24 protein-coding genes are annotated in these 26,629 nt (G+C 71.0%); 10 read left to right on the top strand and 14 right to left on the bottom strand.

Annotated features, from left to right (window positions below; genetic code table 11):
* Nucleotides 1–202 precede the first annotated feature (202 nt).
* On the top strand, nucleotides 203–1,525 hold the full coding sequence (locus ACOZ38_RS26695) for a S1C family serine protease (RefSeq protein ID WP_424533905.1): 1,323 nt from the start codon (nucleotides 203–205) through the stop codon (nucleotides 1,523–1,525).
* A 91-nt stretch (nucleotides 1,526–1,616) separates the two neighbouring features.
* Here ACOZ38_RS26695 and ACOZ38_RS26690 read toward each other — a convergent pair whose 3' ends face one another.
* From ACOZ38_RS26690 to ACOZ38_RS26655, 8 genes are all read right to left on the bottom strand, one after another.
* Complete coding sequence (locus ACOZ38_RS26690; RefSeq protein ID WP_424533904.1) at nucleotides 1,617–2,354, bottom strand: ABC transporter permease; 738 nt, start codon at nucleotides 2,352–2,354, stop codon at nucleotides 1,617–1,619.
* A 102-nt stretch (nucleotides 2,355–2,456) separates the two neighbouring features.
* A complete protein-coding gene (locus ACOZ38_RS26685; protein WP_424533903.1) occupies nucleotides 2,457–3,350 on the bottom strand; it encodes an ABC transporter ATP-binding protein in 894 nt (297 codons plus the stop codon).
* Nucleotides 3,347–3,751: a winged helix-turn-helix domain-containing protein gene (locus tag ACOZ38_RS26680; RefSeq protein ID WP_424533902.1), complete on the bottom strand. Its 405-nt coding sequence runs from the start codon at nucleotides 3,749–3,751 to the stop codon at nucleotides 3,347–3,349. Before ACOZ38_RS26680 ends, ACOZ38_RS26685 begins: the two co-directional genes overlap by 4 nt.
* A complete protein-coding gene (locus ACOZ38_RS26675) occupies nucleotides 3,748–4,386 on the bottom strand; it encodes a hypothetical protein (RefSeq protein ID WP_424533901.1) in 639 nt (212 codons plus the stop codon). The genes ACOZ38_RS26680 and ACOZ38_RS26675 overlap by 4 nt, the downstream gene beginning before the upstream one ends.
* 138 nt (nucleotides 4,387–4,524) lie before the next feature.
* Nucleotides 4,525–6,213: a thiol reductant ABC exporter subunit CydC gene (cydC, locus tag ACOZ38_RS26670; protein WP_424533900.1), complete on the bottom strand. Its 1,689-nt coding sequence runs from the start codon at nucleotides 6,211–6,213 to the stop codon at nucleotides 4,525–4,527.
* The gene (cydD, locus tag ACOZ38_RS26665; RefSeq protein WP_424533899.1) at nucleotides 6,210–7,916 is read right to left on the bottom strand and encodes a thiol reductant ABC exporter subunit CydD; all 1,707 of its coding nucleotides are present in this window, start codon (nucleotides 7,914–7,916) and stop codon (nucleotides 6,210–6,212) included. Before cydD ends, cydC begins: the two co-directional genes overlap by 4 nt.
* Nucleotides 7,917–7,923: 7 nt before the next feature.
* On the bottom strand, nucleotides 7,924–8,727 hold the full coding sequence (locus ACOZ38_RS26660; RefSeq protein ID WP_424533898.1) for a cytochrome d ubiquinol oxidase subunit II: 804 nt from the start codon (nucleotides 8,725–8,727) through the stop codon (nucleotides 7,924–7,926).
* Nucleotides 8,728–8,757: 30 nt separating this feature from the next.
* Nucleotides 8,758–9,945, bottom strand: coding sequence for a cytochrome ubiquinol oxidase subunit I (locus ACOZ38_RS26655; protein ID WP_424533897.1), 1,188 nt, complete (start codon nucleotides 9,943–9,945; stop codon nucleotides 8,758–8,760).
* Between the two features lie 87 nt (nucleotides 9,946–10,032).
* Between ACOZ38_RS26655 and ACOZ38_RS26650 the strand changes: the two genes are divergently transcribed.
* Nucleotides 10,033–10,383, top strand: coding sequence for a PadR family transcriptional regulator (locus tag ACOZ38_RS26650; RefSeq protein WP_424533896.1), 351 nt, complete (start codon nucleotides 10,033–10,035; stop codon nucleotides 10,381–10,383).
* A 3-nt stretch (nucleotides 10,384–10,386) separates the two neighbouring features.
* Here the strand turns inward: ACOZ38_RS26650 and ACOZ38_RS26645 are convergent, their stop codons facing one another.
* A complete protein-coding gene (locus ACOZ38_RS26645) occupies nucleotides 10,387–11,103 on the bottom strand; it encodes a permease prefix domain 1-containing protein (protein ID WP_424533895.1) in 717 nt (238 codons plus the stop codon).
* Between the two features lie 215 nt (nucleotides 11,104–11,318).
* Between ACOZ38_RS26645 and ACOZ38_RS26640 the strand changes: the two genes are divergently transcribed.
* Nucleotides 11,319–11,633 carry an ArsR/SmtB family transcription factor gene (locus ACOZ38_RS26640; RefSeq protein ID WP_424533894.1) on the top strand — a complete coding sequence of 105 codons (315 nt, stop codon included), beginning with the start codon at nucleotides 11,319–11,321 and terminating at the stop codon, nucleotides 11,631–11,633.
* Nucleotides 11,630–12,115, top strand: a complete 486-nt coding sequence (locus ACOZ38_RS26635) for an SRPBCC family protein (protein ID WP_424533893.1) — start codon at nucleotides 11,630–11,632, stop codon at nucleotides 12,113–12,115. The genes ACOZ38_RS26640 and ACOZ38_RS26635 overlap by 4 nt, the downstream gene beginning before the upstream one ends.
* A 30-nt stretch (nucleotides 12,116–12,145) precedes the next feature.
* Here the strand turns inward: ACOZ38_RS26635 and ACOZ38_RS26630 are convergent, their stop codons facing one another.
* Entirely contained in the window at nucleotides 12,146–13,612 is a 1,467-nt protein-coding gene (locus tag ACOZ38_RS26630; RefSeq protein WP_424533892.1) for a pentapeptide repeat-containing protein, read from the bottom strand.
* A gap of 209 nt (nucleotides 13,613–13,821) precedes the next feature.
* Here ACOZ38_RS26630 and ACOZ38_RS26625 point away from each other — a divergent pair, with 209 nt between their 5' ends.
* The gene (locus ACOZ38_RS26625; RefSeq protein ID WP_424533891.1) at nucleotides 13,822–16,230 is read left to right on the top strand and encodes an ExeM/NucH family extracellular endonuclease; all 2,409 of its coding nucleotides are present in this window, start codon (nucleotides 13,822–13,824) and stop codon (nucleotides 16,228–16,230) included.
* Between the two features lie 103 nt (nucleotides 16,231–16,333).
* Here ACOZ38_RS26625 and ACOZ38_RS26620 read toward each other — a convergent pair whose 3' ends face one another.
* Genes ACOZ38_RS26620 through ACOZ38_RS26605 form a run of 4 tightly spaced genes read right to left on the bottom strand, consistent with a single transcriptional unit; the run spans nucleotide 16,334 to nucleotide 20,471 of the window.
* Nucleotides 16,334–17,956, bottom strand: a complete 1,623-nt coding sequence (locus tag ACOZ38_RS26620; RefSeq protein WP_424533890.1) for an ABC transporter permease — start codon at nucleotides 17,954–17,956, stop codon at nucleotides 16,334–16,336.
* Nucleotides 17,953–18,813: an ABC transporter ATP-binding protein gene (locus ACOZ38_RS26615; protein WP_424533889.1), complete on the bottom strand. Its 861-nt coding sequence runs from the start codon at nucleotides 18,811–18,813 to the stop codon at nucleotides 17,953–17,955. Before ACOZ38_RS26615 ends, ACOZ38_RS26620 begins: the two co-directional genes overlap by 4 nt.
* On the bottom strand, nucleotides 18,801–19,382 hold the full coding sequence (locus ACOZ38_RS26610) for a hypothetical protein (RefSeq protein WP_424533888.1): 582 nt from the start codon (nucleotides 19,380–19,382) through the stop codon (nucleotides 18,801–18,803). The genes ACOZ38_RS26615 and ACOZ38_RS26610 overlap by 13 nt, the downstream gene beginning before the upstream one ends.
* Nucleotides 19,383–19,427: 45 nt before the next feature.
* Entirely contained in the window at nucleotides 19,428–20,471 is a 1,044-nt protein-coding gene (locus tag ACOZ38_RS26605) for an ABC transporter substrate-binding protein (RefSeq protein WP_424533887.1), read from the bottom strand.
* A 663-nt stretch (nucleotides 20,472–21,134) separates the two neighbouring features.
* Here ACOZ38_RS26605 and ACOZ38_RS26600 point away from each other — a divergent pair.
* From ACOZ38_RS26600 to ACOZ38_RS26580, 5 genes are read left to right on the top strand one after another with little or no spacing between them, the layout of a single operon-like run.
* A complete protein-coding gene (locus tag ACOZ38_RS26600; RefSeq protein WP_424533886.1) occupies nucleotides 21,135–22,187 on the top strand; it encodes a LacI family DNA-binding transcriptional regulator in 1,053 nt (350 codons plus the stop codon).
* Nucleotides 22,184–23,188, top strand: a complete 1,005-nt coding sequence (gene deoC, locus ACOZ38_RS26595) for a deoxyribose-phosphate aldolase (RefSeq protein WP_424533885.1) — start codon at nucleotides 22,184–22,186, stop codon at nucleotides 23,186–23,188. Before ACOZ38_RS26600 ends, deoC begins: the two co-directional genes overlap by 4 nt.
* Nucleotides 23,189–23,198: 10 nt before the next feature.
* Nucleotides 23,199–24,629: an aldehyde dehydrogenase family protein gene (locus tag ACOZ38_RS26590; RefSeq protein WP_424533884.1), complete on the top strand. Its 1,431-nt coding sequence runs from the start codon at nucleotides 23,199–23,201 to the stop codon at nucleotides 24,627–24,629.
* Nucleotides 24,622–25,482 (top strand): aldehyde dehydrogenase family protein, encoded by an 861-nt coding sequence (locus tag ACOZ38_RS26585; RefSeq protein ID WP_424533883.1) that lies wholly within the window; start codon nucleotides 24,622–24,624, stop codon nucleotides 25,480–25,482. Before ACOZ38_RS26590 ends, ACOZ38_RS26585 begins: the two co-directional genes overlap by 8 nt.
* A gap of 24 nt (nucleotides 25,483–25,506) precedes the next feature.
* On the top strand, nucleotides 25,507–26,454 hold the full coding sequence (locus ACOZ38_RS26580) for a ribokinase (protein WP_424533882.1): 948 nt from the start codon (nucleotides 25,507–25,509) through the stop codon (nucleotides 26,452–26,454).
* Nucleotides 26,455–26,629 lie beyond the last annotated feature (175 nt).

The following is a 26,629-nucleotide window of genomic DNA, read 5'->3' as shown; positions in this document are numbered from 1 at the left end:
GGGGCGGCCTCCTGTCGTGCCGGGCAGGTCTCCGGCGGCCCCCGGGATCGCGCCGAGGCGGGGCCCGCCGCCTGCCGGACGTTCAGCTGACGTCCAGTTAGGGCTTAGGCAGTTCTTATCGCCCGTTTGTCATCATTGATTTACCGGTCCTAAGCCGGCCGCCGCCAAATGGCGGCGAGTGCGGATGACCCTGGGGGAAGAGATGAGCACCGAAGACCCGCGTGAGCAGACCAGTGACACCACTCCGGCCGAGACGCCGGGTTCGCGTGGATGGACGCAGTTCGGTCAGACCCCGCCGGAGGCAGGCGCCTACCAGCCCCGCTGGGGTGGCCCTGAGAGGTTCGCCGGAGACACCGAGATCTTGCCCTCCCAGGCCGCCGGCACGGCGGCCCCGTGGTGGACGACCGGCCGCAAGGCCGTCGCCGGGCTCGCCCTCGCGGCCGTGGCCGTGGGAGGCGGGGTCACGGGGGCCTTCGTCGCGACCGCGGCCGTCGGGAACCAGACCGTGATCTCCAGCCCGATCGTCAGGCCCGCGTCCGACGCCAGCGTGACGACGGTGGCCGACGTGGCCAGGGCCGTACAGCCGTCGGTGGTCTCCATCACGGTGAGCAGCCAGGCCGGTCAGGCCGAGGGCTCCGGCGTGGTGCTGTCGGCGGACGGCCTGATCCTCACCAACAACCACGTGGTCGCCGGCGTCGGGCAGGACGCCAAGGTCCAGGTGAAGTTCAGCGACGGCAAGAGCGCGACGGCGACCATCGTCGGCACCGACCCCGCCACCGACCTCGCGGTCGTGCGGGCGGAGAACGTCTCCGGGCTGACCAAGGCGACGCTCGGCGACAGCGACAAGCTCAGGGTCGGCGACGCCGTCCTCGCCATCGGCAGCCCGCTCGGGCTCGAAGGCTCGGTGACCGCCGGCATCGTGAGCGCGCTCGACCGCACGCTGACCGTCGGTGACCAGTCCCAGCAGCAACAGCAACTGCCGCCGGGCTGGGGCCGGGGCGGCCTCGGGCAGTCGGAGCCGCAGCAGCAGAGTGGCGGCACCACGATCGGCGGCGCGATCCAGACCGACGCGGCGATCAACCCCGGCAACTCCGGCGGCGCGCTCGTCGACGCGTCCGGCCAGGTGGTCGGCATCAACAGCGCCATCGCGACCAACGGCGGCGACGGCAACATCGGCGTCGGCTTCGCGATCCCCATCAACACCGCCCACCAGGTGGCCGACCAGCTCATCAAGTCGGGCAAGGCCACGCACGCCTTCCTCGGGGTCAACCTCGCCGACGCCACCGGCGACGCCCAGGGCGCGGTCATCGGCTCGGTGCAGACCGGCAGCCCGGCCGAGCAGGCGGGGCTCAAGGCGGGCGACCTGATCACCAAGATCGACGGCAAGCCCGTGGCAGGGGCGGACACCGTGGTGGGCGCCGTGCGCGGCTACCAGCCGGGCGCCAAGGTCGCTCTCACGTACGTCCGCAACGGCTCGACCTCCACGGTCACCGTCACCCTCACGGAGAAGACGGTCACGAGCTGAGCATCGGAGCTGGATTCGCCGCCGGGAACGCTGCGGGCCCGGCGGCGGATTCATGCCCGGGTCGCCGGCGGGCCGGGGACCCGGGAAGGCGTCAGGAGAACCTGCGGCCCTCGTCCCTGCGGTAGGCCCAGGCGGCGAGCACGCCGGCCACGGCCGTCCACACGGCCAGGCTGACCAGCGAGGTCACCCGCGGCGTGAAGCCGCCCGTGGCCGCCCAGACCAGCTCGACCGAGCCGCGGGTGGGCAGGAACGGCGCGATCGCCTCGATGAAGCCCGGAGCCTGCCCGGGAGCGGTCAGCAGCCCACCGCCGAACGCGAGCGGGAAGAACAGGATCTGCGCGACGGCGAGCGCGGCCTTCGAGGGCAGGGCGTACCCGATGAGCAGACCGAGGAAGGTGAACGGGAGCGCGGCCACGACCAGCGCGCCGAGGCCGAGCAGCAGGCCGAGGGGGCTGACGGTCGCCTCGGTCAGCAGCGCCGCGATCAGGACGACCGGCACCAGGGCCATGCCCATGAACGCCAGGCCCGTGAGCATCCGGCCGGCGAACCTCGGCCAGGGTCCCGCGGGCAGCGTGCGGAGGTAGGGGTCCCAGGGTTGCGCCCGGTCCTCCGAGACGCCGACGCCGTAGGTGAACAGGCAGCTCGACATCACCGCGAAGGTCGCCATCGAGCCGGTCGCGAACGTCGCGGCCACCGGGTCGTCACCGGCGAACGGGACCACGAAGAACAGCATCGCGGCGGCGGGGAAGAAGGCGTTGCCGACCACCGCGACGGGGATGCGGATCGTCTCCAGGAACTGGAACTTCATGTGCGTGAGAACGAGGGACATCGGCGCTCCTGCGGGCTTCATCGTGGGCTGGGGGAACGCGACCCGGCGGGCACGCGCGACGTGCCCTCGGCCGGATCCGTGGTGGTGGGGGAAGGGAGGACCTCAGACCGCCGCCGTGGGCCTGAGGTCCTCCCCGGTGATGGCGATGAACGCCTCTTCCAGGGTGGTCGGCCGGACCTCCAGGCCCGAGAACGGGACGTCGGCCCTGACCAGCTCGCGGACCAGCCGGTCCGCGTCCGTGGTGAGCAGGTGAGTGCGCTCCCCGTCGGTCTCGACGCCGACCACCCCCGGCAGCTCCGGCAGGTGTTCGGCGGTCAGCGTGACGCGGCGGACCCCGACCATGCCGCGCACCGACTCCATGGTGTCGTCCGCGAGCACGCGGCCCCCGCCGAGCACGACCACTCGTTCGGCGAGCGCCTCGATCTCCTCCAGGTAGTGGCTGGTCAGCAGCACCGTGCCGCCGCGCGCGTGGAAGTCGCGGACGCAGTCCCACAGGGCGCGGCGGGCCTCGACGTCCAGGCCGGTCGTCGGCTCGTCGAGCAGCACGAGCTTCGGGTCGCCGGCGAACGCCAGGGCGACCGCGATCCGCCTCTTCTGCCCGCCCGACAGGCCGCCGATCTGCCGGTCGCGCAGGTCCGAGAGCCCGAACCGGCCGAGCAGCTCGTCCCGGTCCACCGGCGAGGGGAAGTGGGCGGCGACGAAGTCGACGCACTCGCGCACCCGCAGCGTGGGGGGCAGCCCGGTCTCCTGCGGGGTCATGCCCAGCGAGCGCCGGTTGGCCGGGTCGCCGGGGGACCCTCCGAACAGGCTGATCGAGCCGGAGGTGGGCCGCCGCAGGCCGCAAAGCAGGTTGACCAGGGTGGACTTGCCCGCGCCGTTCGGGCCCAGCAGGCCGATCAGCTCCCCGGCGCGGATGTCCAGGGAGGTGGTGTCCAGGGCCACCACGTCGCCGTACCGGCGGGTGACCTCGATGGCTTGGACGAGTGTCTCGGTCATGGGATCTGCCTTGTTCCTTCCGGTCTCGTACCGGACTTCGGTGGGGGATCGTTCGTATGGCCGGCCGACGGGGAGGCGGCGGGTCCTGAGCCCGCGCTGTCGAGCAGGGCCCGCAGGGCGGTCGTGTAGTCGTCGAAGGCCAGCCGCCCCCGCCGGGTGAGCGCCACGTAGGTCACCGGGGTGCGGCCCCGGTGGGTCTTGCTGATCTCGACGTATCCGGCGCTCTCCAGCTTGCTGAGGTGGACCGACAGGTTGCCCGCCGTCATGCCGAGGATGTCCTTGAGCGCGGGGAAGCCGAGCCGGTCGCCCTCGGGCAGCGTCGACAGCGCGGTGACGACCCGCAGGCGCGCCTGGGCGTGGATCACCGGGTCGAGCTCGGGGAGCCCGCCGGCCGGGCTCATGCCTTCCCCAGCCGGAAGCGCAGGACCGCGCCGAAGACGATGAAGCCCCCGCCCACCAGCACCGACACGAGCAGCGCGTGCCACCCCGGCCCCGCCGCCACGCCGACCATGTTGACGGCGGCGACCCAGACGCCGACGAAGAACATCGGCGGCTCGTTCCAGACCGCGGCCCCGGCCATGAACAGGATGCTGACCACGAACACCGACAGGCACGACCAGAGCAGGCTCGCCTCCGCCTCCGGGAGGAACTTCCCGAAGTGACCGCCGATCAGCCCGAGCGCGAAGAACCCGAAGAACCACGACAGGCCGTACATCGTGCCCCGGGCCTGCGAGACGCCCCGTACCTGGCTGCTCTGCTTCCACCCGGCGTACGAGGTGACCACCAGGGCCAGCGACAGCGAGACGAACAGGATCGTCATCGCCAGGCCCGCGGAGATGGGCAGGTACTGGTGGCCGGACAGGCCGAAGCGCAGGAAGAACGCGCCGAACCCGATCAGCCAGGCCAGCCCCCACGAGCCGTAGAACAGCAGCGGGTCGCCGCCGAGGTGCCGCTCGGTCTCGGCCCGCTGGCTCTCGATGAGCCGGAGCGTCTCCTCCGGGCTGAGCGCCCTCTCGTCCTCGTCGTCGGACCGCATGGGAGTCTCCTCGTCGGTGCTGCAAACTGGTTTGAACTATAAACCACACAGGTTTGAAATGTAAACCAGATTGCGTTTCCAACCAGAGGACCGGCGCAACGGAGGTGATCCGGTGCGGACGTCAGCCGGGGATGGAGGTCAGCAGGGGGTGGCGGTCAGGGCCTCCGACCGCCACAGGTCCCGGTAGTAACCGGGCACGGCCACGAGCTCGCCGTGGTGGCCGCGCTGCGTCACCCGGCCGCCCTCGAGGACGATGATCTCGTCGACGCCTTCGAGGCCGTGCAGGCGGTGGGTGACCAGCAGGGTCGTACGGCCGTGCGTGGCGTCGAGGAGGTCGGCCATGAGCGCGTCGGCCGTGGCGCCGTCCAGGGCCTCGGCGGGCTCGTCCAGCAGTAGCACCTCGGGGTCGTGGAGCAGCGCGCGGGCCAGGGCGAGCCGCTGGAGCTGGCCGCCCGACACCGTGCGCCCGTCCTCGCCCAGGGTCGTCTCCCAGCCGGTGCGCTCGACCCACGCGTCCAGGCGCGCCCTGCGCACGGCGAGGGCCAGCTCCTCCTCGCCGGCCTCCGGGCCCGCGAGCCTGAGGTTGTCGCGGACGGTGGCACGGAAGACGTACGGGTCCTGCGTCAGGCCGGTGATCATGGCGCGCACGTCGTCGGGGGACAGGTGGCGGACACCGGCGCCGTTGATCCGGATGTCCCCCGCTTCGAAGTCCGCGGTGCGCATCAGCGCGGACAGCAGCGTGCTCTTGCCCGCTCCGCTCGGTCCCACCACGGCCACGCGCCTGCCGGGGGTGAGGGTGAGCGAGACGCCGTCGAGCGCGGGCGCCCGGCCGGGGGCGTGCCGCACCACGAGGTTCTCCACCTGGACGGTCAGCGGGCCCCGCGGCGGGGGAGCGGGGGCGGCCGGCTCGGGGACGGCGGGCGGGGTGGACCTGATCTCCCTCAGCCTGCGCAACGCCGCGGTGACCCCGGCGAACCGCTCGCCCGCGGCGGCCAGCGGCAGGATGGGCTCGAACGCCACCAGCGCCGTCAGGGCCAGCACGGCGGTGGTCACCTGGCCGGCCCCGGCGCGCTGGGCGACGAGCACGATCGCCGCCACCGTGAGGCCCTGGACCAGCGTGCCGAGCGCGAGGGCGGAGGCGTTCGCCCTGGACTGCCGCCGTTCGAGCACCGCCAGCTTCGCGTCCGCCTCGGCCGAGGCCGCGAGGGCGTGCTCACCGGCCCCGTAGGCGGCAAGGTCGGCGCTTCCGTGCACCAGGTCGGCCACCCGCGCCGCGAGGTCGGCCCGCGCGGGAGCGAGCCGGGCGGACCAGCGCCGCGCCGCGGCGGCCGTGCCCGCGGGCAGCAGCAGCCCGGCCACCAGCAGCCCCGCGAGCAGGACGAGCGCGGCGGCGGGCAGCAGGAAGGCTCCCAGCGTCACCGCGGCGACGGCGGTGACCGAGGCGGCCACGGCGGGCAGCAGGCAGCGCACCAGCAGGTCCTGCACGGCGTCGGTGTCGTCGACCATCCGGCTCAGCAGGTCGGGGCCCCGGTGGCTGAGCGGCCCGGTCGGGATGAGGGCCTCGTACAGCCTCTCGCGCGTGGTCGCCTGGGCCCGCAGCGCGACGTCGTGCCCGGCGAGGCGCTCGCCGTACCGGAACAGGCCGCGGCTGGTCGCGAAGGCGCGGACGGCGACGATCGCCACGCTGAGGGCGGCGAGCGGCGGTTGCTCGGCGGCCCGGGTGATCAGCCAGGCCGCCGCCGCGATCAGCCCGAGCGCGGCCAGCTCGGCGGCGGCGCCGGCCGCCGCGGCGGTCAGTGATCTCCCGGTCATTCCTCGCGTGTTCATCGCACTCGCTCCGCCCATGCGTCGTGGTCCGGCGCTTCGGTGCCCGGGGCCGGTCCCGCGCGTGTGACCAGCCGGTCTGAGACGATCCTCCCCGCGTCGACGCGGACCACCCGGTCGGCCAGATCGATCATGGCGGGGCGGTGCGCGACGATGACGGCGGTGCGTCCCTCGGCGAGGGTCCTGGTCGCCTCGACGATCGCGGCCTCGCTCCTGCCGTCCAGGCGCGCGGTCGGCTCGTCGAGCAGCAGCATCTCGGCGCCCGGGCGGCAGAACGCCCTGGCCAGCGCGACGCGCTGCCGCTGGCCCGCCGAGAGGTTCGCCCCGCGCTCGCCGACGACCGTCGCGTACCCCTCGGGAAGGGCCTCCACGAACTCTGCGGCCCGCGCCGCGGCGGCGGCCGTGCGGACGTCCTCCTCGGAGGCGGGCGAGCCGAGCCGGATGTTGTCGGCCACGGAGCTCGCGAACAGGTGGGGGCGCTGCGGCACGAACGCCAGCCTCCCGCGCCAGGCGTCCAGGTCGAGCGTCGCCAGGTCGACCCCGCCGATGAGGACCCTGCCCTCGGACGGGGTCACGAAGCCCAGCAGCAGGTGCAGCAGGGTGCTCTTGCCCGCGCCGCTCTCGCCCACCAGCGCCACCCGCTCGCCCGGCGGCACGACCAGCGACACGCCGTCCAGCGCGGCGTCCTCGCGGCCCGGGTAGCGGACCGTGACGTTCTCCAGCCGGATCTCCGGCACGCCCGGGGCCGGTGCTGCGGTGCCGCCGGTGCCGGGGACGTGCTCCTCGAGTACGGCGAAGGCCTGGTCGGCGGCGGCGACGCCCTCCATCGCGGCGTGGAACTTCGTGCCGACCGCGCGCAGCGGGATGTACGCCTCGGGGGCGAGCAGCAGGACCAGCAGGGCCGTTCGCAGGTCGAGCGAGCCCGACAGCAGCCGCAGCCCGACCGGCACGGCGACGAGGGCCAGAGACAGCGACGCGACCAGCTCCAGGACCAGCGAGGACAGGAACGCGACTCGCAGGGTGCGCATGGTGGCCGCCCGGTGGGCGTCGGCCACCTGCCGGATCACCGTCGCCTGGTAGCGAGCCCGCCCGAACGCGCGCAGCGTCGGCAGGCCCCTGACGACGTCGAGGAAGTGGCCGCCGAGCCGCGACAGGGCCCGCCACTGCCGCTCGGTGACCGCCTTGGTCTGCCACCCGACCAGCGCCCCGAACACCGGGATCAGCGGAAGCGTCAGCAGGACGATCACCGCGGTGCCGAGGTCGGCCGCGAACAGCCGGACCAGCACGGCGACGGGCACCACGCCGGCCACGGCGACGGCGGGCAGGTAGCCGGTGATGTAGGGGTCCAGCGCGTCCAGGCCGCGCCCCGCCAGCGTGACCAGCTCGCCCGAACGGTGCGCGGTGAGCCGCGCGGGCCCGAGGTCGCGCAGCCGGGAGAGCAGCCGCGCCCGCAGCACGGACTTCAGCGCCGTGGCCGTACGGCCGCCCGCGACCCCGTTGAGCCGGCCGAGCAGCGCCCGCGCCACCACCACGCCGGCCAGCGGGAGCAGCGCCAGGGCGGTCAGGCCGCCCGACAGCACGCCGGACAGCAGCTCGGCCTGCGCGAGGACCAGCAGCCCCGCGAGCACGGCCGCCACCACGCACGTCAGCAGGTGACGGCGGACCGTCCGCTCCGTGCGCGCCAGCAGTACGAGATCCTTGTGCATCGGTTCCCTAGAAGAACGACGGTATGCGGGCGGCGGCGCCGGTGGACCTGGTCGGGCCGAACGTGCGCCATACCCATACTTGCGCCCCGACGAGGATGGGTGTGAACGGCAGGACCATGAGACTGAGCACATTCAGTGTCGCCGACGGCGCCACGTGGTCGAGCAGTGACGGGATGAGCGCGGCCAGTGGCACCGCCACGGGCAGGGCCGCCACGGCGGCCGAGAGCAGCAGGCGCCGTCCGGTGTGCCGCACCTCGCTGGAGCCCGACAGGCGCCACGCGACGAACGTCCGGCCGTGGAAGGCGAACGCGGCGGCGACCACGGCTCCGTACAGCAGGCCCAGCGGGTCGAACGGCTGGTCCGGCAGCCCACGCGCGATGGAGGCCAGGGCGAATCCCCAGGTCAGGGCGAGGCCCCACGAGGCGGCGCAGAGCACCAGGTCCCAGAACGCCCGCCAGGCGCGCCCGTCCAGCCGTCGCCGGAACCACAGGCCCGCGTCGCGCAGCACCCAGCACACCAGCAGGGCCACCACGAGGGGGTAGAGCCCGTTGAGCACCGTGCCTTCGAGGGCGGGGAACACCCCGAACAGCGTCCCGGCGACGGCGACCAGCCAGATCTCGTTGGCCAGCAGGAACGGGGCCATCGCGGCGACCAGGCGGTCACGGTGCGCCTGGCGGGTGCCCGGCTCCCCGGCGCGCTCGCCGGCCCGGCTGAGCACGGGAAGCATCATGCCGACGCCGATGTCGAACCCTTCCAGGGCGAAGTAACCGATCAGCAGCACGGCGAAGACCGCCAGCCAGATGATCTCCATGGGGGGAGCTCCTCAGGGGGTTGTCGGGGGTCACAGAACCAGGGCGGGCGTGGGGCTGGGCTCGGCGGGCTCGGCCGCGCCGAGGTCGGCGGCCCGGGCGGGACCGCGCCGCACGGTCCGCGCGATCAGCAGGTAGTCGACGACGGCGAGCAGGCCGAGCACGCCGGCGAAGGCGACGAGGGAGAGGGTGACCATGCCCTTGGTGAGGCCGGGTGACATGGCGTCGGCCACGCTGAGCTCGCCGTACACGAGCCACGGCTGGCGGCCGACCTCGCGCGCGAGCCAGCCCATGATCGCCGCGATGAACGGCAGCGGGGTCATGATCATCAGTACGGGGTGCACCCACCGGAAGCGGGCGAGGAGGTTCCTGAACAGCAGGGGCAGCAGGACGAGCATCACGGCGAACTGCGTGAGCTGCCCGATGGTGATCATGGTGGCGAGCGCCGACCCTGGCACCGCGCCGTCGAACTTGCCCGGCTGGACGTCGCGGACGAAGCCGAACTGGGCGTAGCCGAAGCCGACCGCCAAGGTGGTGCCGATGAACGCCCACACCACGCCGGTGCGCAGTGACCTGCGGAAGAACTCCTGCTCGGGGGTCCGCCTGAACAGCTGGTAGGCGCTGCCTCCGATGATCACGAAGCTGCCGGCGAAGAGCCCGGCACCGATGACGTGCGGGAACGCCATGACGAGGCTCGGGTTGGTGAGCAGCGCCCCGAAGTCGGTCAGCACCAGGTGGTCGCCCTGCTGGACGGTGCCCACGGGGTGCTGGAGGAACGAGTTGGCGACCATGATCCAGAACGCGCTCGCGTAGGCGGTCAGCGTCACCAGCCAGATGCACGCCAGGTGCAGCTTCTTGGGCAGGCGGTTCCAGCCGAAGATCCACAGCCCGAGGAAGGTGGACTCCAGGAAGAACGCCGTCAGCGTCTCGATCGCCAGAGGCGCCCCGAACACGGCGCCGGCGAAGTCCGACAGGCCACTCCAGCTCAGCCCGAACTGGAACTCCATCACCAGGCCGGTGAACACGCCGAGGGCGTAGTTGGTCACGTAGATCTGGCCCCAGAACCGGGTCATCCGCTCGAAGACCGGCTTGCCGCTGATGACGTGGCGGGTCTGCATGATCGCGACGAGGGGGGCCAGGCCCAGCGTCAGCACGACGAACAGGAAGTGCAGGCTTCCCGTCACCGCGAACTGCAGCCGGGCCAGGTCGAGCACGTCCATGGCTCCTCTTCCGTTTGGTGTGTCTGTCTACCTATAGGCAGCCTACATGTAGACTGCCTACGTGAGACATCTGGATAGGCTTTACCGGTGAACACCGACGCGCTCCGCGGCCACATGGACGCGCTCCTGCTCTCCGTCCTGGAGCACGAGCCGCTTCACGGTTACGCGATCATCGAGGCGTTGCAGGAGCGCAGCGGAGGCGCGCTCAGCGTGCCGACCGGCACGGTCTATCCCGCGCTGCGCAGGCTGGAGCGGGTGGGATACCTGACGAGCGAGTGGGCGACGGTCGGCGGCCGCAAGCGCCGCACCTACCGGCTCACCAACTCCGGCCGTACGGCCCTGGCGGGCGAGCGATCGGCGTGGCAGGCCTTCACCAGCGCCATCGGCAGCGTCCTGGCCCCCCGCTCCGACGCCGCGCCGGACGTCACCACCCGTTGACCGTCAGCGGAGGGTTCCGGTCTCGCGGGCCCGCGCCGGGAGCGGGGTGGCCCGGGAGACGATCAGGCAGCGGGTGGCGGCGCACAGGAGCCAGCCCGCTATGAGGTAGCTGATGACCGAGGCCACCATGCCAGGAAAGTAGTCGTCGAAGCTCGCCAGGCCGGACTCGCCGCCGGCCGTCAGGGCGGCGGATATCAGGACGATCGCCGGCACCTGGATCCACAGCAGGATGCCCAGAGCCCTGGTGACGAGGTCGGGACGCCTGACCCGGCGAAGCCGACCGGCGAGGATGACCAGGGCCAGGCCGCCGAGGATGCCCATGCCGAACTGGAACAGGTCGAGGAAACGCGCGAGCGGGCCGAACCACGCGGGCTTGATGGCCGACGCGGCCGACGCGTCCTCAGGGAAGATCCTCCAGATGCCGCTCCACATGAGCGTCATCAGCGGCACCGTGATGAACAGCACTGCGGCGGTCCTGCGGCCCTGGTGCGCGGTGAGCTCTTCCTGGTAGCCGGGCGCGACCTCCGTCACCGTCCCGAACTCGGCGACCGCGTTCCGCTCGGCCTCGTCCTGGTCCATCCCCTGGGCGAGGTAGGCCTCGGCGGTGTCGGCCAGGCCGTCCCGCGCCTCGGCGACCAGGTCGCGCCTGACCCGGCGCGGGCCGCGCAGGCTGCGGCCGAGCGTGGCCACGTAGTCGTCGATGACGCCGGCGCTCGCCATGTTCTCCTCATGTCCCGCCCGTGATGTGCATTCAGTCCCCCATTGTGTCGTCCGGCGGGGGAGGGTCGGAATCCGGGGAATCCCTGACCTGTCCCTGGGGTGAGGCCGTGCGGGCGTACCCGGTGCGGATAGGTAGGCGGCTTCCTACGTATCATGCCTGACATGCGTATTCACCACATCGACCATCTGCCGGCGCCCGAGGGCCCGGTCGCGGGATGACCGACGTGTTCGCCGCCCTGGCCAGCCCGGCCAGGCGTGAGCTGCTGCGCCTCCTCCGCGACGAGGGCGCCCAGCCGGTGCGGCGGCTCGCCGACCGCTTCGCGATGGCGAGGCCCAGCGTCTCCGAGCACCTGAAGGTGCTGAAGCGGGCCGGGCTGGTCACCGAGCGCAGGAACGGGCGTGAACGCCTCTACACCCTGGAGACCGCTCCGCTCGTCGAGGTCAGGGACTGGCTCGCGCCGTACGAGCGCTTCTGGCGCGAGCGACTGACCGGCCTGCGCGACATTCTCAACAAGATCGAGGACGAATGACCCACAACCCGAGGTTTCCCGAGGACGGCCCGGCGGACGACCTCACGGCGGTCCACGTGGACGAGTTCCTGCCCCACCCCCCTGCGAAGGTCTGGCGGGCGCTCACCGAGCCCGACCTGATCGCCCGATGGCTGATGCCCAACGACTTCAAGCTGGAGATCGGGCACCGCTACACCATGCACACCATGCCGATGCCCGCCGTGCGGTTCAGCGGCGTGGTCGCCTGCGAGGTGCTGGAGTTCGAGGAGGGCAGGATGCTCAGGATCAGCTGGGCGGACGCCGGCAGGGAGAACGGCGGCGGCCTGGACTCCACCGTCACCTGGCGGCTGGAGCCGGAGGGCAGGGGCACCCGGCTGTTCCTCGACCACGAGGGCTTCGACCCCCGCGACCCCTCGCAGCGCCTCTCCCGGAGGATCATGGGCGGCGGCTGGAAGTCCCAGCTGTTCCGCAACCTGGACACGGTGCTCGCCGACCTCCCCTGAACACGGCGCCCGCACGACCTCCCGAGGGGATCACCCCGCGCGGATGGCGGAGACGTGCGCGCTCGGGACCGGGCTGGGGGAGCGGTGGCCGACCGGGCGCCTGGCCGGGTGGGCGCCCGCCGACCAGAACACCGCCACGGCCGCTACGGCGGCCACGAGTGCGACCCAGCCGGCGGCGCGGCCCATGCGCAGGCCGTACCCGCAGGCCAGCCAGTAGGCCGACAGCGCGAGCCTGGCCCGTCCGCGGCTGCTCGCCAGGCGGCGCATCTCCATGGCGCCGAAGGCGAAGTCCGCCGAGGTCCTCTTGTCGTCCACGCCGCGCCGCAGCCGCTCGTACAGGCCCGCGAGGCGCCCGGGGTCCAGGGGCTGCTCCGCCCTCGTGGACCAGCCGCGCCAGGCGTGCTCGTCGGCGAGCACGTGGCGGTTGGTCCACCACAGGACGGGCGGCCAGCGCAGGCCTAAGCGCACGCCGCGGGGCGTGGCGGCGAAGACGCAGTCCGACAGCCGCAGGGCCTCAGGCCGCCGGAGCTGGGCCAGCCGGCAACCGCTGAGGTCCGCCCCTGCCAGCGTGAGCGCCCCCGCGTCCAGGCGGTCGAGCGACACCACGCGCAGCCGGCCCGCGCGCCGGGTGACGGCCGAGGGCCCGGTGAGGACGGCCTCCCGCAGGTCGATGTCGGCGTCCGACAGCCGGGCGGTGAACCTCCCTGCGATCCTCGCCGACCGCAGGTCGACCGCGCAGCCGTCGGTGTCGAGCTCCAGCGGCGCCGAGGCGTGGATGCCCGAGAGGGATAATCTGCGGCCGACGTGGACCTGGGTGAGGAAGGCGGAGTTGTGGAAGCGGGCCCCCTCGAACCCCGCCGTGCCCGCGAAGACCGCCTTGCGGTAGGAGACGGCGCGGTGGAAGCGGGCGCCGCGGAAGATCGCCTCGCCGTCGAACATGGCCCCGTCGAACGCCGCGAAGCCGTGGAACTCCGCTCCGAGGAAGGACGCGTCCTTCCCGAACCTGGCGTCGCCGAAGAGCGCGTCCCTGCCGATGCGGACGTGGTCGAAGGCCCCGTGCCCGCGTACGCGGGCCCCGTGCATGGAGAACTCGCGGGAGAAGAGGGTCTCGCGAAAGGACGCGTTCCTGGTGAAGCGCGTGCCGAAGAACGAGGCGAGCCGGTCGAACCGCGCGTGGTCGAAGGTCGCGTCGCCCGCGAAGACGACCTCGCCGAACCGCGCGGGTCCGGTGAAGCTCGCGTGGTCGAACCTGGCCCTGCCGAGGTGGCGCTCGGTGGCGTCCAGGATGCGGGTGAGCAGCTCCTCGTCGATGGTGGTGCCGCGCAGGTCCACGCCCTGGCCGGGGGCCAGCTCGCGAAGCGCCTCGTCCAGCTCGGCCGGCGTCAGGTGCGCCATGCAGCGGCCGTACGGCCTGCACGCGGTGCCGACGCACTCGGGGGAGACATCGCACGTCTTCCAGCCGACGTCGAGCGACAGGATCTTTAACAGGGGCGTCATGCCAAAGTCATACCCAATGTCGGGTAACAGGTCGCTAAAGCGTGATGGAAAGCTGACACAGTGTGTCCAGGGCGACGGGGTTCCGCTAGATGCAAGGACGCCAAGTCTGGCGACTGCGAATCGACATGAAGTGTCAAATTTCCCTTATTTCATCTTCCATCTACGTGTAGTACGAGATCAGAAGGTTTTGCGGCCTTACGCTCCCGACCATGCGTGCACTGTCCCGGGCGTTCGCCGCCCTAGTGGCCACCGGCATCTCGGTCGCCGGTATCGCCATCGTTTCCTTGTCCCCGGCCTCCGCGGAGCCGGGGACCGTAGTGATCAGCCAGGTATACGGAGGGGGCGGCAACTCCGGCGCCCCGCTCACCAACGACTTCGTGGAGCTGTTCAACCGCAGCGGATCGGACGTCTCCCTCAGCGGCTGGTCGCTGCAGTACACCAGTGCCACCGGCACCGGTAACTTCTCCTCCAACAAGGTGGACCTGTCCGGCTCTCTCGCGCCGGGTCAGTACCACCTGATCCAGCTCGCCGCCGGCACCACCCCGAGCGGCGCGCTGCCCGCGCCCGACACCACGGGCGGCATCAACCTGAGCGGTACGGCCGGCAAGGTGGCCCTGGTCCACTCGGCCGACGGCCTCGCCTGCAACGGCGGCTCCACCGTCTGCACCTCCGAGCAGCTCGCTCTCATCGCCGACCTGGTGGGATACGGCACCGCCAACTTCTCCGAGGGCTCGCCCGCCCCGGCCCTGACCAACTCCACCGCGGCGCTGCGCGCCGGCAACGGCTGCGTCGACACCGACGCCAACGCGGCGGACTTCACCACCGGGGCGCCCGCGCCTCGCAACTCGGCGACCGCGCTCGCCCCGTGCGCCCCGAGCCCGACCGACAGCCCTGGGCCGACGGACACGCCCACGGTGACCCCCACCGACACCCCGACCGCGACGCCGACCCCGACGGCCACCCCCACGCCGACCCCGACGCCCACCCGTACGGGCCAGCCGTGCCAGATCCCGGCCACCCACCAGATCGCCCAGGTGCAGGGAAGCGGTGACACCACCCCGCTCGCCGGCCAGGAGGTACGCGTCGAGGGCATCGTGACCGGTGGCTTCCAGGGCACCGGCCAGCTCGGCGGCTTCTACATCCAGGACCCGACGCCGGACAACGACCCCGCCACCTCCGACGCGGTGTTCGTGTTCACCACCAAGCCCGCCGCCGTGGGCGACCGGGTGCTGGTCACCGGTACCGCCGTCGAGTTCAACGGCCTCACCGAGCTGACCTCGGTGTCCTACGTGGACATCTGCGGCACCGGCACGATCAAGCCGACCAAGGTGAAGCTGCCGCTGGCCGAGGGCGCGAGCCTGGAGCCGCTGGAGGGCATGCTGACCACGTTCCAGGGTCAGCTCACCGTCTCCGAGGTGTACAACCTCGGCCGCTTCGGCGAGATGACGCTCTCCTCGAACGGCCGCCTGTTCCAGCCCACCGACCGCCCGAACATCGACTCCGCCCTGAACCAGCGGCGGCGGATCCTGCTCGACGACGGCTCCAACGCGCAGAACCCCGCGGTCCTGCCGTACCACACCAACGGCTCCAACACCGTGCGCGTGGGTGACGTCACCACCGGCCTGACCGGCATCCTGACGTACGGCTTCAACCTCTACCGGCTCGAGCCGACCCAGCCGGTCGTCTTCACGGCCGAGAACCCGCGCCCGTCCAAGCCCGCCAAGGTGGGCGGCAACGTCAAGGTGGCCAGCCTCAACACGCTGAACTGGTTCACCACGCTGAACTCGCGCGGCGCCAACACCGCAGAGGAGAAGCAGCGTCAGCTCGCCAAGCTGGTCTCGACGCTGAAGGGCCTCGACCCCGACGTGGCCGGCCTCATGGAGGTCGAGAACAACGGCACCACGGCGCTGAACACGCTGATCGACGCCCTCAACGCCGAGGTCGGCGCGGGCACGTACAAGGGGATCGTCTCCCCGGTCCCGGGCACGGACGCCATCCAGGTCGCGGTCATCTACAAGCCCGCGGTCGTCAAGCCGGTCGGCTCGCCGCAGTCCTCGACCGACCGGGTGTTCCGCAGGCCGCCGCTGATCCAGGAGTTCAAGCGGGCCAAGGGCGACCCCATTCCGTTCACCATGATCGTCAACCACTTCAAGTCGAAGGGCTGCGACGGCGCGACCGGCGCGGACCTGGACCAGGGTGACGGCCAGAGCTGCTTCAACGCCGAGCGGATCCGGCAGGCCAACGCCGTGCTCGGTCTGATCGACACGCTCAACCTGACCAACCCGGTCGTGCTCGGTGACCTCAACGCCTACGGCGAGGAGGACCCGATCCACACCCTGGAGGCGGGCAAGCTGGCGAGCGTGAGCAAGAAGTTCATCGGCAAGAAGGACCGCTACAGCTACCTCTTCGACAGCCTGTCGGGCGAGCTGGACCACGTGCTGGTCGGCAAGCAGCTGCTCAAGATGGTGACCGGCGCGACGATCTGGCACATCAACGCGGACGAGGGCAGGTTCATGGACTACAACACCGAGTTCAACCCGCCCTACCTGTACTCACCCGCCGCCTTCCGCTCCTCCGACCACGACCCCCTCCTCTTCGGCATCGACCTGAAGAACTGATCTCGATTTCCACGCGGGGCCACCAGTCCCGCTGAGACAGAACACGGAAGAGCCCCCGGCCAAGGCCGGGGGCTCTTTGTCGTCGATGAGAGACTCTCGGCCGTCAATCCACTCGCTGCGGCGCGTAACGCGCGACCACCGGACGCTCCAGTGCGGCGACGAGGGCGTACAGGGCCACGGAGACCAGGACGATGATCACGGAGCCCGACCAGAGCGCCGCGAAGCGGGAGGCGGTGTAGTCCGCGACGAGCAGGCTGCCCAGCCCGCTGCCGCTGGCGAGCCACTCCGCGAGGGTGGCGCCGGCGATCGCACCGGGGATCGCGATGCGTGCCGACGCGAACAGCGAGGGAAGCGCGTACAGCAGCCGTACCTTCCTGGTGACCATGACCTGCCCGCCGCCGAGCGAGGTGATGACCTCACAGGCGAGCGCAGGGGCCGCGCGAAGTCCCTGGCTCACCGTCACGAGGGTGGCGAAGAAGGTGACCACGGCGACGACGACCGTGACGCCGAGCAGCCCACGCCCGAAGATGAGGGCGAGCAACGGCGTCAGGGCGACCAAGGGAATGGACCGCAACACGATCGCGATCGGCAGCACGACCTGTTCGGCGCCGCGGAACGCCACCAGGGCGCCGGCGACCAGCGACGCGGCGATCATGCCGACGACGTAGCCGACGCCCGCGTCGAGCAGCGTCGTGCCCAGCGCCGTCAGCAGGCGTCGCCGATGCTCGGCGGCGTCGTCACCGGCGAAGAGATGGGCCGCGACGTCCGCCGGGGTCTTGGCGAAGTACGGATCGAGGGCGAAACCCCGGATGACCGCGTACCAGGCGGCCACGACGAGGAGGATCGAGCCGGCCAGCCCGGCAGCCCCGGCGAGGAGGGACCGCAGGCGGCCGCCGGACGCCCGCGGCGCCACGGCTCCCACGCCCACGCTCACGTCCCGGGCCGCCCACGGGGTGAACCGGCGGGCGATGATCGCGACCACCGCGTAGCCGATTCCCGCCAGGGCCGAGATGACGAGCGCCACCCCCCAGGTGCGCGCCACCTGGAACGACGACTGCGCCTGCACCAGCATCACGCCGAGCCCGCTGCTGGAGCCCAGGTACTCGCCGATGATCGCGCCGAGCAGGGCCGAGGGCGCCGCGATCTTGAGTCCCGCGAACAGACTGGGCAACGCGGCCAGCAGGCGAAGCTTGCGCAGCACCATGAACGAGCCGCCACCGAGGGAGCGGATGAGCTCGATCGCGCTGCGGTCGGCGGACCGCAGTCCCAGTACGGCGGCCGTCAAGGTGGTGAAGAAGACCGACAGCCCGGCCAGCGCCTGCTTGGGGACGTCGCCGGGCAGCACGATGACCAGGATGGGCGCGATGGCGACGAGCGGTACGCAGTAGCTCGCGACGGCGATGCGCAGCAGCAGCCTCTCCACGGCGGGGACCTGGACGAAGACGGCGGCGAGCGCGACGGCCAGCAGGTTGCCCCACAGGAAGCCGATGGCCGCCTCGGACAGCGTGGTGGCGATGTTGCCGGAGTAGATGGCGCGGTCGTCCCAGATGGCCTGGAGGACCGCCCACGGTGCGGGAATGACCCGCAGGCCGGTGAAGACCCGCGCGAGGACCACCCAGACCAGGAGCAGCCCGGCCATGCCGAGCACCGGGCCCGCCCAGCGGCGGGCGCCGGTGCGCGCGCCGGCGGTGACCGCGGCGCGCCCGGTCGCCACGAGAGGGTTCACGTGAGGTCCCCGTGCGGGCCGGAGCCCGCCTCGCCATGGTCACCCTGGCCGAAGAGCCGCTCGCTGAGGTGGTCGCAGAGCGCGTGGAACTCCGCCGAGCGTGTCACCTCGACGCCTCGCGGCCGGGGCAGGTCGATCCGTACCGTGTCGATGATCCGTCCCGGGCGTGCGCCCATCACCACCACGGTGTCGGCCAGGAACACCGCCTCGCTGATCGAGTGGGTGACCAGGAGGGTCGTGGTCCTGCGTTCCAGCCAGATCCGCTGCGTCTCCAGGTTGAGCCGCTGGCGGGTCATCTCGTCCAGCGCGCCGAACGGCTCGTCCATCAGCATGACCTCCGGCTCCCCGGCGAGGGTGCGCGCGAGCGCCACCCGCTGGCGCATGCCGCCGGACAGCTGGGCGGGACGGGCCTTCTCGAAGCCGGTGAGCCCGACCAGGCGCACCAGGTCGGCCACGGCCGTCCGGCTCACCGGCCGGCCCGCGACCTCGAAGGGCAGCGCGATGTTGGCCTCGACGCTGCGCCAGGGGAGCAGGGCGGCGTCCTGGAAGGCGACGCCGATGCGATGCTCGCGCCGCAGGTCGTCGGGAGCACGGCCGTGCACGTACGCCGTGCCGGAGGACGGGCGCTCCAGACCGGCGAATATGCGCAACAGCGTGGACTTGCCGCATCCCGACGGGCCGAGCAGGGCGGTGAACTCACCGTGCCGGGTGTGCAGATCGATGTCCCGGAGCGCGGGAACCTCGGTCGCCCCGACGTTGAAGGTTCTGCTGACGGCCTCCGCGGACAGGCCCTCCGCGCTCGGCGGGTCCGCGGGAGGCGACGTCGCGGCGTGCGCGGCGGGCGTCACCCGTCCCACTTTCCCTCCGCCACGATGTCGAGGAGCAACTCGCGGTAGGAGGTGTCACGGCCGGGGATCTCGTTGTCCACCTTCGAGCCTTCCCGCAGGAAGTGCGTGAAGTCGCGGCCCATCTCCTGCCCACGGCGGGTGTGCATGTCGAGGGCGTATTCAGGGATCTCGGGGAGCCGTTCCCCGCTGCGCAGCATGTGGACGGCCCACAGCCCGAGCTCGTCGGTCGTGCGGTCCTTCGTACTGCTGACCAGGAACCGTACGGCGTGCACCGCGAACAGCCACCTGTCGCCGGCATCGCGAGACATGCGCTGGTGCATGCGGTACAGGGTGTCGACGACGACGGGCTCGGCGAAGGTGCCGGTGCCGGCGTCCTCGCACGACATCACGAGGAGGCGTGACCACATCACCTCCTCCAGCTCGGCACTGCTCTCGTACATCTCACGCGCGATGAGCAGCGCGTTCTCCATCAAGCCGCGGCGCACGGACTTCTGCAGGGCGGAGATCAGCTCGTCGGCGGGGAATCCGCGCACGCTGGTGACACGAGTCCAGGGATCTTCGGTGTGGGAGACGGGCACTGCGATGCGCTCCTCTTCGGAATGGACGGTGGGCGGGAGGGGACTTCAGAGGCGGTTCTTGCCGGCGTAGACCTCGCTGAGGATGCTCGTGTCGAACAGCTCCTCGGCGGTGGCCTTGACGCCCAGCGAGGTCAGGGTGGCGATGTTGGCCGCGATGCCCTCGGCGCTCATCGTGAGCAGGCCGTTCGCCTTGGCATCCTTGGTCTCGATGACCGATCGGAACGCCGCGGCGGTCTTCTGCTGCGCCTTCAGATCGAGATTGAGGCTCTTGCCGTACTTCTCGACGACCAGCTTGGCCGCGGCGTCGGTGTCCTTGAGCGCGTCCTGCCAGCCGCGCGCGGTGGCGCGGACGATCTTGACGACCTGCTCGCGCTTGGCCTTGTCGGCGAGCGTCTGCTCGCTTACGAGCAGCACGTCGGCCCACACGTTGTAGCCGTACTGGTCCAGCGTGAACGCCTTCGTCTGCACGCCCTGGAGTTCCAGCTGGATCGGCTGGTTCGCCAGCATCGACATGAACGCGTCGCAGTCCCCGGCCACCAGGGGCGACGGGTCGAACTGGACCGGTACGAAGGTCACGTCGGCCGGGTCGATGCCGTTCGCCTTGAACACGGTGTTCATGATCTCCACACCGCTCTGCTGGACGCCCAGCCGCTTGCCGACGAGATCCTTCAGCGTGTTCACAGGAGCCGAGGAGAGGGACATGATGGCGGTCGGGTTGACCTGCATGGTCGCGGCGACGATCTTCAGGGCCGCGCCCTCGTTGCGCGCCTTGGCGATGGTGTCGACGGAGTCGAGGCCGACCAGGGCCTTGCCGCTGATCACGAGCGGTTCGACGACCACCGAGGGGCCGCCTGGCGTCAGCGTGACGTCGAGCTGCTCGTCCCTGAAGTAGCCGGCGTGGTCGGCCATGAACAGGCCCATGTTCTCGACGTTGGCCAGCCATCCGAGCTGGAAGTTCACTTTGGCGGGGCCGGAGGCCGAGGAGGTGGTGGAGGAGGACGAGCAGGCGCTCAGCGCGGTCCCGGCGGCGAGGAGGGACACGCCGCCCACACCGGACAGGAAGGCACGACGAGAAAAGGACGAGGACATGACAGGAGCCTTTCTGGGGGGTTGAGCAGACGGCGTGGCGACGGGAACGCGAATCCCGTGCCGGCCGCAGGGCCCACCGACAGGGCCGGAAGGCGGGGGAGCCGTGCTGGGTACGGCAGGCCGGCACGACGAACCGGGACTCGTCACGGCACGGGCAGGGGAGCGCGCGAAGGGACCGTCTCAGCGCGTGACGAGGTCAAACTGACAACGGTTTCCCTCGGGCGTTGGACAATCGCCAACGTCCGTGTCGTCCTTCAGGACCGATCACCCGACACTCCTTTGGCAAGATATGCCCGCCCGAAATGCGGCGGTACTTCGGCATAGTTGCAGGTAGGACGATTGCCTCGATGCCGATCCGCTGTCAAGGGGGTGGCAGTGGAAGTAACACAACGACACAAATTCGTGACATGTCGGTCCGTGGCCGGCGCGAGGCGCCGAGGGTGGAAGCCGCTGGCCACGCGGGTGGTGACAACGGTTTCACATGCTGAGCCCATGCTTGGTGGACCTGCGGGCCGGCTGGTAGCACTTGCGGCCTCCTGTCGGGGTGGAGTCCCGGAAAATCTATCCGAATAACAAGTCGGCAACAGGGCGGGTGCTCGCTGTTGACGTGGTCGCAGGCTGGGGTGCAACCATTATGTGACAACGGTTTCACCAGGAGCGCACTTGATCACCATCCATGACGTGGCGGCACACGCCGGTGTATCCGCCGCGACCGTCTCGCGTTTCCTGCGTGGCCGGCGGGTGCGCTCGTCCGAGGCCATCCAGGCGGCCGTGGATGAGCTGGGCTACTGGCCTAGTGCCGCGGCGCAGTCCCTGAAATCCGGGCGCACCCATACCATCGGAGTCGTCGTCCCGGACATCACCAACCCCTACTTCGCCAAGGTCGTCAAGGGGATGGAGTCCGTCACCCGGGCGGAGTCGTACCGCATCCTGCTCGCCAACAGCGACGAGAGCAGCGAGCGGGAGGACGACGTGCTCGCCGACATGGTGCGCCGGGTGGACGGCCTCATCCTCGCGCCCGCCACGGAACAGGACCGGACCCCGCTGAACCTCAGGGACGCCGACGTGCCGCTGGTGTTCATCGACCGCGATCTGGCGGGCGGCGAGCGCTTCGACTCGGTTCTGGTCGACAACGCCGGCGGAGGCCGGCAGGCGGCCGAGCACCTGCTGAAGCTCGGCCACACCCGAATCGCCGCGATCAGCGGCCCGCCGGACACGACGCCCGGCCGCTGCCGCCGGGAGGGCTTCCTGGAAGCGCTCGCGGCCGGGGGCGCCGACATCGCCCCCGAGCACGACCTCGTCGGCGACTTCCGCGAGCAGAGCGGCTACCAGCTCACCTTGTCCCTGTTGTCGCTGCCGGAGCCCCCCACCGCCGTCTTCACCGCGAACAACCTCATGACCCTCGGCGCTCTCAAGGCGCTCCACGACATGCGGGTCGACGTTCCCGGCCAGGTGAGCCTGATCGGTTTCGACGACCTGGACACCGGCCCGCTGCTCCGGCCGCCGCTCACCGTGATCGACCGGCCGATGGTGGAGCAAGGAGTCCTCGCGATGCGGCTGCTCCTTCGCCGGTTGGACCCGCAGTATGTCAAGGACATCCCTCGTCGCATCGTCCTCGGTACCAAGCTCATCGATCGGGCCTCGACGGCGCAGCCCCGGAAGCCCGGTGGCGGAGCCGCCACCCCTCCACGAGCAGGAAAGACACGATCCAGATGAGCCACGCCACCACGGGCGTCGACCACATCGGCACCGGCCATCTCGACACCGGCGGCATCACGTCGTCCTCCGGCACGTTGCGGGCATTTCTGCATGGCCTGCCGGGTGTCGATCGGGTGGGTGCCGATCAGCGTGCCGCGATGCTGGGCACCCGTTCCATCAAGACGACCGCCAAGGCGCAGGCCATTGACCTGGCCATTTCCATGGTCGATCTCACCACGCTGGAGGGGGCGGACACCCCGGGCAAGGTGCGGGCGATGTGCGCCAAGGCGGTCCGGCCCGATCCGGGCGATCCTTCGGTTCCGAGGGTGGCGGCCGTGTGCGTGTATCCCGATCTGGTGGCCGAGGCGGTGCGGGCGCTGGGGCGCTCGGGGGTGCGGGTGGCGAGCGTCGCCACCGCCTTCCCCAGCGGCAGATCCTCCCTGGCGGTCAAGGTGGAGGACACCGCGCTGGCGGTCGAGGCGGGCGCCGACGAGATCGACATGGTGATCGACCGCGGGGCGTTCCTGTCGGGGGACTACCGGAAGATCTTCGAGGAGATCGTCGCCATCAAGGCCGCCTGCGCCCGCGGCGAGAGCGCCGCGGGTAAGGGTGACGCGCATCTGAAGGTGATCTTGGAGACCGGTGAGCTGGCGACGTACGACAACGTGCGGCGGGCGTCCTGGCTGGCGATGCTGGCGGGGGCCGATTTCATCAAGACCTCCACCGGCAAGGTGTCCCCGGCGGCCACGTTGCCGGTGACGCTGGTGATGCTGGAGGCGGTGCGGGACTTCCGCGCCCAGACCGGGCGGATGGTGGGCGTCAAGCCCGCCGGCGGGATCCGCACCACCAAGGACGCCATCAAGTACCTGGTGCTGGTGAATGAGACCGCCGGGCCCGACTGGCTGGACCCTGACTGGTTCCGGCTGGGCGCCTCCAGTGTGCTGAACGATCTGCTGATGCAGCGTCAGAAGATGGCGACCGGGCGTTATGCCGGTCCTGACTACTTCACCCTTGACTGAGGCGGGCCCCATGTTCGAATACGCACCGGCGCCCGAGTCGCGCGACGTTGTCGACATCCGGCCCTCGTATGGGCTGTTCGTCAACGGCGAGTGGGTCGACTCCCTGGGCGATGAGCGCGACAAGACCATCAACCCGGCGAGCGAAGAGGTGCTTTCGGAGTTCTCGCTGGCGAGCGAGGCCGACGTCGACCGGGCTGTGTCGGCGGCGCGTAAGGCGTATGAGTCGGTGTGGAGCCAGCTCCCCGGCCGTGAGCGCGCCAAGTACCTGTTCCGGATCGCCCGGATCATCCAGGAGCGGTCACGTGAGCTGGCGGTGCTGGAGTCTTTGGACAACGGCAAGCCGATCCGCGAGTCCCGCGATGTCGACCTCCCCTTGGTCGCGGCGCATTTCTTCTACTACGCCGGGTGGGCCGACAAGCTCGGCCACGCCGGCCTCGGGGCCGATCCCCGGCCGCTGGGGGTGGCCGCTCAGGTCATCCCGTGGAACTTCCCGTTGCTGATGCTGGCCTGGAAGATCGCGCCCGCGTTGGCGTGCGGGAACACCGTGGTGCTCAAGCCGGCCGAGACCACGCCGCTGACCGCGCTGGCGTTCGCCGAGATCTGCCGGCAGGCCGATCTGCCTCCCGGCGTGGTCAACATCGTGACGGGCGCGGGAGCCACCGGCCAGGCGCTGGTGAACCACCCGGACGTCAACAAGGTCGCCTTCACCGGGTCCACCGAGGTCGGGCGGCTGATCGCCCGTTCGGTGGCCGGGTCGGGCAAGAAGCTGACGCTGGAGCTGGGGGGCAAGGCCGCGAACATCGTGTTCGACGACGCCGCGCTCGACCAGGCGGTGGAGGGCATCGTCACGGGCATTTTCTTCAATCAGGGGCATGTGTGCTGCGCGGGTTCGCGGTTGCTGGTGCAGGAGTCGATCGAGGGCGAGTTGCTGGAGGCGCTCAAGCGGCGTCTGTCGTCGCTGCGCCTCGGTGACCCGCTGGATAAGAACACCGATATCGGGGCGATCAACTCGGCTGCGCAGTTGGCGAAGATCAGGTCGTTGAGCGAGGCGGGGGAGCGGGAGGGTGCCGAGCGCTGGTCTCCTTCGTGTCCGATTCCGGACAAGGGGTTCTGGTTCCCGCCGACGGTGTTCACCGGGGTGGCGCAGTCGCACCGGATCGCCCGTGAGGAGATCTTCGGCCCGGTGTTGTCGGTTCTGACGTTCCGTACTCCGGCCGAGGCGGTGGAGAAGGCCAACAACAGCCCGTTCGGTCTGTCGGCTGGGGTGTGGACCGAGAAGGGGTCCAGGATCTTGTGGATGGCCGACAAGCTCCGCGCCGGGGTCGTCTGGGCCAACACCTTCAACCGCTTCGACCCCACGTCGCCGTTCGGCGGCTACAAGGAGTCCGGATACGGCCGTGAGGGCGGCCGGCATGGACTGGAGGCGTATCTCGATGTCTGATCGGCGACTGACCGTGCGCAAGACCTACAAGCTGTTCATCGGGGGCGCCTTTCCGCGTTCCGAGTCCGGCAGGTCGTACGTGGTGACCGGCCCGAAGGGCGACTTCCTCGCCAACGCCGCCCGCGCCTCCCGCAAGGACGCCCGCGACGCGGTGTCCGCCGCGCGCAAGGCCTTCCCGGGCTGGTCCGGGTCCACGGCCTACGGCAGAGGCCAGATCATGTACCGGATCGCAGAAATGCTGGAGGGCCGGCGGCAGCAGTTCGTCGCGGAACTCAGGGCGGCGGGAATGCCCAGCAGTACGGCCACGGCCGAGCTGGACGCCACGATCGACCTCTGGGTCTGGTACGCGGGCTGGGCCGACAAGATCGCCTCGGTCTCCGGTTCGGCCAACCCGGTCGCCGGGCCGTACTTCAACCTGTCCACGCCCGAGCCGACCGGCGTCGTCGCGGTGATCGCACCGTCGAGCCCGCTCCTCGGCCTCGTCTCGGTGATCGCCCCGGTGATCGTCACCGGCAATACCTGCGTGGTCGTGGCATCCGATGAGGCGCCGCTGCCGTCCATCACCCTGGCCGAGGTGCTGGCCACCTCCGACCTTCCCGGCGGCGTCGTCAACATCCTCACCGGCAGCCGTTCGGAGCTGGCCCCCTGGCTCGCCGCTCACATGGACGTCAACGCCCTCGACCTGGCCGGCGCGTCCGGGGAACTCGCCGTCGCCTGCGAGCGGGCGGGCGCCGAGAACCTCAAGCGCGTACTGCGCCCGTCCGGGCAGACCGACTGGCTCGCCGACCCCGGCACCGGCCGGATGACCGCCTTCCTGGAGACCAAGACCGTCTGGCACCCCACCGGAGTCTGACCTCCGGCGGATGGAGAGGATCGCATGAAACCGAATGGCGTGCTCGTCGTGGGGAGCATCACCGCTGATGTCACGGCGTTCAGCCGGCGGCTCCCAGGCCGCGGTGAGACCGTGCTCGGCGACGACTGCACCCTCGTCCTCGGAGGCAAGGGCGCCAACCAGGCCGTCGCCGCCGCTCGCGCCGGGTCTCCCACGTGGCTCGCCGGTTGCGTGGGACGGGATCCGTTCCGCGAGATCGTCATGTCCGGCCTGCGGTCCCACGGAGTCGCGCTGACGCAGATCCGCACGGTCGAAGGCCGCACCGGCGTCGCGCACATCCGGGTGGACGCCTCCGGCGAGAACGACATCGTCATCACCCCGCTGGCCAACGCCTCCCTCGACACGGAGATGGCCGACGACGGCATCCGGGCCGTCCAAGACGTGGTCAGCGTGCTCCTGCTCCAACTGGAGATCCCCACGCAGGTCACCTGCCACGCGGCGAAGGCGGGGGCGGCCGCGGGGCTGACGGTGGTGCTCGACCCGGCCCCCGCGCAGGAGCTTCCGGAGGACGTGTGGCGCCACGTCGACGTCGTGACGCCGAACGAGAGTGAGGCCGGGGCGCTGACCGGGGTCGCGGTGACCGACCTGGAGTCCGCCGGGCGAGCGGCGTCCTGGTTTCTCGACCGCGGCGTCGGGCACGCCCTCATCACCCTCGGTTCGGGCGGTGCCCTTTCGGTCACCGCCGCGCGTACCCGCCATTTCCCCGCCTACCCGGTAACACCCGTCGACACGACGGCCGCGGGCGACGCCTTCACCGGGTTCCTCGGTGCCGCCCTCGCCGCCGGGATGGACGACGGCACCGCGATCCGGCGCGCCATGGCCGCCGGCGCGCTCGCCACCACCCGTGCCGGGGCCAGCCCGTCGCTTCCCGACCGAGCCGCCGTCGAAACGATGATGGCCGGTACGAACCCCGTCCTGGACGTGGTCTCCTGACCGGCGGGACCCAGGTGGTACCGAGCCGGCGGCTCGATCCTGTCGTCTTCGCGTCTCCGCTGACCGGAAGGCTCGTGTTCTTCGTTCGTGCCTGATGGCGGGCGGCGGGGCGGGGTGAGGAATTCGCGCACAGGGTAGATGGTTATGCCGATCGAAATCGACGAGACACGAGACG

The sequence above is a fragment of the Sphaerisporangium viridialbum genome (genome assembly GCF_049674955.1).
GTDB lineage: Bacteria > Actinomycetota > Actinomycetes > Streptosporangiales > Streptosporangiaceae > Sphaerisporangium > Sphaerisporangium viridialbum.
This window is presented reverse-complemented; position numbering and strand designations above follow the sequence as displayed.

Coding starts and splice junctions, on each gene's coding strand:
- ACOZ38_RS26695 (WP_424533905.1), top strand. CDS start 203: ATGAGCACCGAAGACCCGCGTGAGCAGACCAGTGACACCACTCCGGCC.
- ACOZ38_RS26690 (WP_424533904.1), bottom strand. CDS start 2,354: ATGTCCCTCGTTCTCACGCACATGAAGTTCCAGTTCCTGGAGACGATC.
- ACOZ38_RS26685 (WP_424533903.1), bottom strand. CDS start 3,350: ATGACCGAGACACTCGTCCAAGCCATCGAGGTCACCCGCCGGTACGGC.
- ACOZ38_RS26680 (WP_424533902.1), bottom strand. CDS start 3,751: ATGAGCCCGGCCGGCGGGCTCCCCGAGCTCGACCCGGTGATCCACGCC.
- ACOZ38_RS26675 (WP_424533901.1), bottom strand. CDS start 4,386: ATGCGGTCCGACGACGAGGACGAGAGGGCGCTCAGCCCGGAGGAGACG.
- cydC (WP_424533900.1), bottom strand. CDS start 6,213: ATGAACACGCGAGGAATGACCGGGAGATCACTGACCGCCGCGGCGGCC.
- cydD (WP_424533899.1), bottom strand. CDS start 7,916: ATGCACAAGGATCTCGTACTGCTGGCGCGCACGGAGCGGACGGTCCGC.
- ACOZ38_RS26660 (WP_424533898.1), bottom strand. CDS start 8,727: ATGGAGATCATCTGGCTGGCGGTCTTCGCCGTGCTGCTGATCGGTTAC.
- ACOZ38_RS26655 (WP_424533897.1), bottom strand. CDS start 9,945: ATGGACGTGCTCGACCTGGCCCGGCTGCAGTTCGCGGTGACGGGAAGC.
- ACOZ38_RS26645 (WP_424533895.1), bottom strand. CDS start 11,103: ATGGCGAGCGCCGGCGTCATCGACGACTACGTGGCCACGCTCGGCCGC.
- ACOZ38_RS26640 (WP_424533894.1), top strand. CDS start 11,319: ATGACCGACGTGTTCGCCGCCCTGGCCAGCCCGGCCAGGCGTGAGCTG.
- ACOZ38_RS26635 (WP_424533893.1), top strand. CDS start 11,630: ATGACCCACAACCCGAGGTTTCCCGAGGACGGCCCGGCGGACGACCTC.
- ACOZ38_RS26630 (WP_424533892.1), bottom strand. CDS start 13,612: ATGACGCCCCTGTTAAAGATCCTGTCGCTCGACGTCGGCTGGAAGACG.
- ACOZ38_RS26625 (WP_424533891.1), top strand. CDS start 13,822: ATGCGTGCACTGTCCCGGGCGTTCGCCGCCCTAGTGGCCACCGGCATC.
- ACOZ38_RS26605 (WP_424533887.1), bottom strand. CDS start 20,471: ATGTCCTCGTCCTTTTCTCGTCGTGCCTTCCTGTCCGGTGTGGGCGGC.
- deoC (WP_424533885.1), top strand. CDS start 22,184: ATGAGCCACGCCACCACGGGCGTCGACCACATCGGCACCGGCCATCTC.
- ACOZ38_RS26590 (WP_424533884.1), top strand. CDS start 23,199: ATGTTCGAATACGCACCGGCGCCCGAGTCGCGCGACGTTGTCGACATC.
- ACOZ38_RS26585 (WP_424533883.1), top strand. CDS start 24,622: ATGTCTGATCGGCGACTGACCGTGCGCAAGACCTACAAGCTGTTCATC.
- ACOZ38_RS26580 (WP_424533882.1), top strand. CDS start 25,507: ATGAAACCGAATGGCGTGCTCGTCGTGGGGAGCATCACCGCTGATGTC.